A 6,063-nucleotide genomic window follows, 5' to 3' on the forward strand; every position below is an offset into this window, starting at 1 on the left:
TGCTCATTACTGTTTTTTCTTTACTACTAACAAGTAGTTCAAAAGAATTGCTGGTTTACTTTACTTAATAAAAGCTATTTAAGCTTTTAACCTCTGTTTAATTTTCAAGGATCATCGCCGCTTCATTTAAGCGACTATTATAGTTTATCATCTCTGCTTAACATTGTCAAGAACTTTTTTTAATTCTTTTTGTTAAGCTTTGTCGTTTCTTCAAGCGACATGTGTTATTTTATCACATTCTTCAAGCATGATATATCTTAATTCTTGTATTTTGTCAATTTATCGCTAATTTCTTCTTATTAAATCTAATTTTCTCCCATATTCTTATATTGATACACTAGGATAAGTTTTTTGTTAAATACTGAATATTCTCCATAAACTATCACTGATCAATATTTGATTTAAGCCTTTTAAACATAAAAAGAGCGTTTATTTTCACGCTCTTTTATGGCCTTAACTTATTTAGTCTTATAAAATATTATATGATCTCTCCATTTGCCATTAATAAATAAGTATTTTTCACTTACTCCAAGCTCTTTAAATCCACAAGCTTTAAGAACTCGTTGAGACTTTATGTTATCTACAAGCGTCGATGCTTCCAATCTATGTAATCCAATATCATCAAATGCATATTTAGTCGCAAGCTTTAGTGCTTCTTTCATATATCCCTTACCTTGTTCATTTTCATCTACGGAATATCCTACAAAAGCACTTTTAAATACACCCATTACTATATTAGATATTTGTACTTTACCAATAAACTTTCTATCTTTGTATATGCCAAAGTTAACACTATCTCCATTTAAATACTGTTTATATCCCTCTATTAATGTTCGCTTCTGTCCTTGCAATGTATAAAAACTTTCATCTCTATCTGGTTCAAATGGAGTAAGATATTCTCTATTCTTTAAATAGTAATTTAAAACCTCCTCAGTATCATTAGGAGTTAAAATCGAAAGTTCTATAGTTCTACTGCTTATTTCTGATTCTTTATATTTATGTTCATTTCTAAAATTATCAAAATCCACTCCAAATAGTAGCTCATCTTTAAATACTTTATTTGAAATTATACTGTTTGAGATTATTCCTTCTAATTTAAATCCAAGGTCAGTAAAAGCCATAATATTAATCTCTTCATCTGCTGATACGTTAACTTTATTAATATCCATATTTTTAAATAAAGATGTTAATAATATACTTAAAGCTTCCTTTAGTAATTCATAGCTATCTTCACCATACTTGTAAAACTTAATCCTAAAAATACAGTATTTATTTTCTTTTGACAGTTCAATAATAAAAACTCTTCCTATAGTTATTCCCGAACCATCTCTTATTATATATTCGCTTTTACTACCATTAACTAGATTAACAGTTACATGATGTTCTTTTAACATTCTAATCTCTCCCATTAATTAGACTTATAAACTTCATAAATATATATGTAACATTATAGCATAAAAAATGTTGATAATATAAAAGTATATGTTTATATTATTTATATGCCTTAAAATTTAAAGTAAGGATGTGTTATTAATGAATAAACAAAGTATATCTAAAGTAAATTTGTTTCTTATAGGTTTAAAAAGCAGACTTGAGGAGAATTTAGATATCTTTAAAAACATTACAGTAGTATATAAGACTGGACTAAAAAATTTTAAAGGTATTGGTACATATGATTCTGATAAAATAAAGTTTAACTTTAACGGAAAAACTGAATCTTTATCTATGGATGGATTAACAACTAAACTTTGTGATACCGCAGTAAATTATGATAGTATGATTTTGACTTATAGTGAGAGAGGAACTGATATATTAATTGAAGCAGATAACAAAAATGTAAAAATGAAAAACATAGATATTAAGGAAGAAGAAACTATAAGCAACAGTATTAATGAAACTTCTACATTATTAAATAGAAATTATTATATAAAAGTTGGAAAAGCCGATAAATTATTAAAAGAGATTGGTGTAATGACCAAAGAAGGAAAAGTTAAAAACTATAAAATACGTAAATATAATCAAATAGATCATTATGTTGAGCTTTTTGACGAGATGCTAAACGATATCCCTAGAAATAAGGTTATAAATATATTAGATTGCGGATGTGGCAAATCATATTTGAGCTTTGTACTAAATTATTATTTAACAGAAGTAAAAAAAATCAAATGTCATTTTATAGGGTTAGACTATAAAGAAAGTGTTATAGAAACTTCTCGTAAAATGGCTGAGAACTTAGGTTACAAAAACATGGAATTTCATGAAATAGATGTAAAAGATTATATTCCTAAAAACAAAATAGGTATTGTTATGTCTCTTCATGCTTGTGATACAGCCACAGATATGGCTCTAGCCCTTGGAATAAAATTAGATTCTGATGCCATAATCGCAGTTCCTTGCTGCCACCGAGAACTGTTGAGCCAATATTCATATGAACCCTTTAAAAGTATACTTAAGCATGGAGTATTTAAATCTAGAATGGCTGATATTTTAACTGATGGAATGAGATCTCTATTACTTGAGGCAAAGGGCTATGATGTTTCTGTTGTGGAATATATTTCTCCACTTGAAACACCTAAAAACATTATGATAAGAGCATTAAAAAACAAAGATGAAAACGAAGATTTAATGGCCGAATATTTTAATCTTATGTCAAGTTTAAATGTATATCCTGCCCTATATGGTTTTTTAAATGAATGATAAAATAAAGAGGGGTACAATCTACCCCTCTTACAAAACTTCTCTATTTATTTTCTGCCTCAAACTTCTTCATAAATTCTACTAAAGCTTTAACACCTTCTATTGGCATAGCATTATATATACTTGCTCTCATACCACCAACAGTTCTGTGTCCCTTTAAGTTATCAAATCCAGCTGCTTTAGCTTCTTTTACAAACTTTGCATCTAATTCGGCTGATTCAGTTACAAAAGGTACATTCATTAATGAACGATCCTTCTTTTCAACTGTTCCCTTGAACATATTGCTTGCATCAAGATACTCATATAGTATAGCAGCTTTTTCTTCATTTCTCTTCTTCATTGCTTCTAAACCGCCTAATTTTTGAACAAGCTTAAATACCTTACCACATATATATATTCCATATGCTGGTGGTGTATTATACAATGACTTATTATCTGCGTGAACTTTATAATTAAGTACAGTTGGAGTACCTGGTAATACATCATCTGTAAGTAAATCCTCACGAATTATTACTACAACAACTCCTGCAGGTCCTATATTTTTTTGAACTCCTGCAAAAATAAGTCCATATTTAGTTACATCTACAGGCTCAGATAATATGTCTGAAGACATATCCGCCACTAATATTTTGTCGCCTGTTTCAGGAATATCATTGTATTTAAGTCCATGTACTGTTTCATTGTGACATATATAAACGTAATCCGCATCATCAGAAACCTTTAAATTCTTTAAATCCGGTATATACGTAAAATTCTTATCTTCTGAAGAAGCTATAACATTAACCTTTCCATACATCTTAGCTTCTGCTATTGCTTTTTTAGACCATTGTCCTGTTTTAATGTAGTCAGCAACTTTATTTTTCATTAGATTCATTGGAATCATTGCAAATTGCTGAGATCCTCCACCCTGCAAAAATAATACCTTATAGTTATCCGGGATGTTCATTAGTTCTCTTAATGTCTTTTCTGCATCAACAATGATTTCTTCAAAAGCTTTAGAACGATGACTCATCTCCATAACTGACATACCAGTTCCTTTATAATCAAGCATTTCTGCTGCTGCTTCTCTAAGCACTTCCTCTGGTAATGTAGCTGGTCCTGCTGCGAAATTATATACTCTTGCCATTTTAAAAAATCCCCCTTATTTACTTTAAATTATGAATAAATAGACCACTTCTTAGTTTTGGCTCAAACCATGTAGATTTTGGAGGCATAACCTCTCCAGCATCCGCTATAAGCATTAAATCTTCTATTGCAGTTGGATACATAGAGAAGGCTACCCCCTCTTTTTGCTTATCTATTCTCATTTCGAGTTCTTTTAGACCTCTTATACCACCCACAAAATCCACTCTATTATCCGTTCTTGGGTCTTTAATTCCCAAAATTGGATTTAGTAAGTTATTTTGAAGAATAGACGCATCTAATCTATCAACAAGATTACAAGGATCATAAGTCCCCTCTTTTGCAGTAAGCTCATACCATTTTCCACCCAAATACATTCCGTAAGTATGCTTACAAGAAGGCTTATATGGCCCATCTCCTTCATATATATTTACATCAAATTTTTCCGAAACCTTAAACATATATTCCTCAGTAGAAAGTCCATTCAGGTCCTTGACAATCCTGTTATAATCCATAATTCTTAAGTCTGAATGAGGGAAAAGTACTGATAAGAAGAAATTGAATTCTTCATCTCCTGTATAGTTAGGATTTTCTTTTCTTCTTTTCAAACCAACTTTTACAGCTGAAGCTGATCTGTGATGACCATCTGCTATATATAAGCTATCTATATTTTTAAATATATTACATATATTATTTATAATATGCTCATCATCTATAATCCATACCATATGTCTTATATTATCTTCTGCTACAAAATCGTACTCAACTTCTTTTTCAGTATATAATTTTATTATATCATTAAGTTCGTTATTATATCTATAAGTTAAGAAAATTGGTCCTGTATTTGCATCGCAAATATCGACATGATTAATTCTATCTTTTTCTTTATCGGCTCTAGTATGCTCATGCTTCTTAATTGCATCATTCATGTAATCATCTATAGAAGTACATCCAACTATGCCTGTTTGCTCTATTCCATCCATCACCAATCTATAAATATATAGATGCTTTTTATTGTCTTTTGCCAAGACTCCTTTATTAATCATTTCATATAAATTATTCTTTGCCTTTTCATAAACAATGTCATCATATATATTTATATTTCTATCTAGATCTATTTCTGCCTTATCTACATGCAAAAATGAATATTCATTATCCCCTACAAGCTCTCTTGCTTCTTCACTATTCATAACATCATAAGGTAATGCTGCAACTTTATGAGCTAAATCTTTTCTAGGCCTTACTGCCGCAAACGGTTTTAAAATCGCCATAGTCATCCCCCTCTTTCTTATGCATTAACTGCAATTTTATTGCAATGACAAAAATCTTCAATTATATCTACTATTTCTTCCCCAATTCTTCCTTGAGCCTCTTCTGTAGAACCTCCTATATGTGGTGTAACACAAACTTTAGGATGGTTTACTAATTCAGTATTAGGCTTAGGTTCATTTTCAAATACATCAAGACCTGCTCCATTAATTTTTCCTAGATTTAAAGCTTCTACTAATGCTTCTTCATCAACTACTCCGCCTCTTGCACAGTTAACTATATAGGCTCCATCTCTCATAATAGCAAATTCATCTTTTCCTATAACAGCTCCTTCTTCTTTATTAAAAGGAACATGAAGTGAAACAAAATTGGCCTTCTTTAAGAGTTTATCTAATGGGCAAAATTCAAATCTTTCATATCCTTTTGCCTTTCCAAGCTTATCAGTATAAACTACTTTCATTCCTAAAGCTTCTGCTCTTTTAGCAACTTCTCTTGCTATTCTACCAAATCCAACAAGTCCTAGAGTTTTTCCAAATAGTTCTATTCCTTCATATTTTTTCTTTTCCCATTTTCCATCTCTCATTGTTACATTTGCTAAATGTACATATCTTGTCAGTGCAAATAAGTGAGCAATTGTAAGCTCTGCAACTGAAGCACTACTTGCATTAGGTGTGTTTCTAACTTCTATTTCATTTTCCTTAGCATATTTTACATCAATATTGTCTACTCCAACTCCACCACGAATTACAAGCTTAAGTTTTCCAGCTTTTTTAGCTTCATCAATTAATGGTTTTCTAACCTTTGTAGCTGATCTAACTATCATAACATCAAAATTTTTCACTTGTTCTTTAAGCTCTTCCTCTTCATAATGTTTATCTACTACCTCAAAACCATCATCTACAAGCTTTTGTAAAGCATCCTTTTCCATTCCATCACAAACTAATATTTTTATCATAATTATATCCATTCCTTTCG

5 protein-coding genes are annotated in these 6,063 nt (G+C 30.4%); 1 reads left to right on the plus strand and 4 read right to left on the minus strand.

Features of this window, described 5'->3' with window-relative positions:
• Window positions 1-458: 458 nt before the first annotated feature.
• Window positions 459-1,394: a GNAT family N-acetyltransferase gene (locus I6U48_RS27680; RefSeq protein ID WP_218323742.1), complete on the minus strand. Its 936-nt coding sequence runs from the start codon at window positions 1,392-1,394 to the stop codon at window positions 459-461.
• 139 nt (window positions 1,395-1,533) lie between these two features.
• Here I6U48_RS27680 and I6U48_RS27685 point away from each other — a divergent pair, with 139 nt between their 5' ends.
• Window positions 1,534-2,697 (plus strand): class I SAM-dependent methyltransferase, encoded by a 1,164-nt coding sequence (locus I6U48_RS27685; protein ID WP_218323743.1) that lies wholly within the window; start codon window positions 1,534-1,536, stop codon window positions 2,695-2,697.
• Window positions 2,698-2,740: 43 nt separating this feature from the next.
• Here I6U48_RS27685 and serC read toward each other — a convergent pair whose 3' ends face one another.
• The 3 genes from serC to I6U48_RS27700 are packed head-to-tail and all read right to left on the minus strand — an operon-like array spanning window position 2,741 to window position 6,043.
• The gene (serC, locus tag I6U48_RS27690) at window positions 2,741-3,823 is read right to left on the minus strand and encodes a 3-phosphoserine/phosphohydroxythreonine transaminase (protein ID WP_218323744.1); all 1,083 of its coding nucleotides are present in this window, start codon (window positions 3,821-3,823) and stop codon (window positions 2,741-2,743) included.
• A gap of 19 nt (window positions 3,824-3,842) precedes the next feature.
• Complete coding sequence (locus I6U48_RS27695) at window positions 3,843-5,090, minus strand: DUF1015 domain-containing protein (RefSeq protein ID WP_218323745.1); 1,248 nt, start codon at window positions 5,088-5,090, stop codon at window positions 3,843-3,845.
• Window positions 5,091-5,107: 17 nt separating this feature from the next.
• Window positions 5,108-6,043 carry a D-2-hydroxyacid dehydrogenase gene (locus I6U48_RS27700; protein ID WP_218323746.1) on the minus strand — a complete coding sequence of 312 codons (936 nt, stop codon included), beginning with the start codon at window positions 6,041-6,043 and terminating at the stop codon, window positions 5,108-5,110.
• Window positions 6,044-6,063: the final 20 nt, after the last annotated feature.

Origin of the sequence: Clostridium thailandense, from assembly GCF_019207025.1 — a bacterium.
Classification (GTDB): Bacteria; Bacillota; Clostridia; order Clostridiales; family Clostridiaceae; genus Clostridium_AM; species Clostridium_AM thailandense.

Coding starts and splice junctions, on each gene's coding strand:
- I6U48_RS27680 (WP_218323742.1), bottom strand. CDS start 1,394: ATGTTAAAAGAACATCATGTAACTGTTAATCTAGTTAATGGTAGTAAA.
- I6U48_RS27685 (WP_218323743.1), top strand. CDS start 1,534: ATGAATAAACAAAGTATATCTAAAGTAAATTTGTTTCTTATAGGTTTA.
- serC (WP_218323744.1), bottom strand. CDS start 3,823: ATGGCAAGAGTATATAATTTCGCAGCAGGACCAGCTACATTACCAGAG.
- I6U48_RS27695 (WP_218323745.1), bottom strand. CDS start 5,090: ATGGCGATTTTAAAACCGTTTGCGGCAGTAAGGCCTAGAAAAGATTTA.
- I6U48_RS27700 (WP_218323746.1), bottom strand. CDS start 6,043: ATGATAAAAATATTAGTTTGTGATGGAATGGAAAAGGATGCTTTACAA.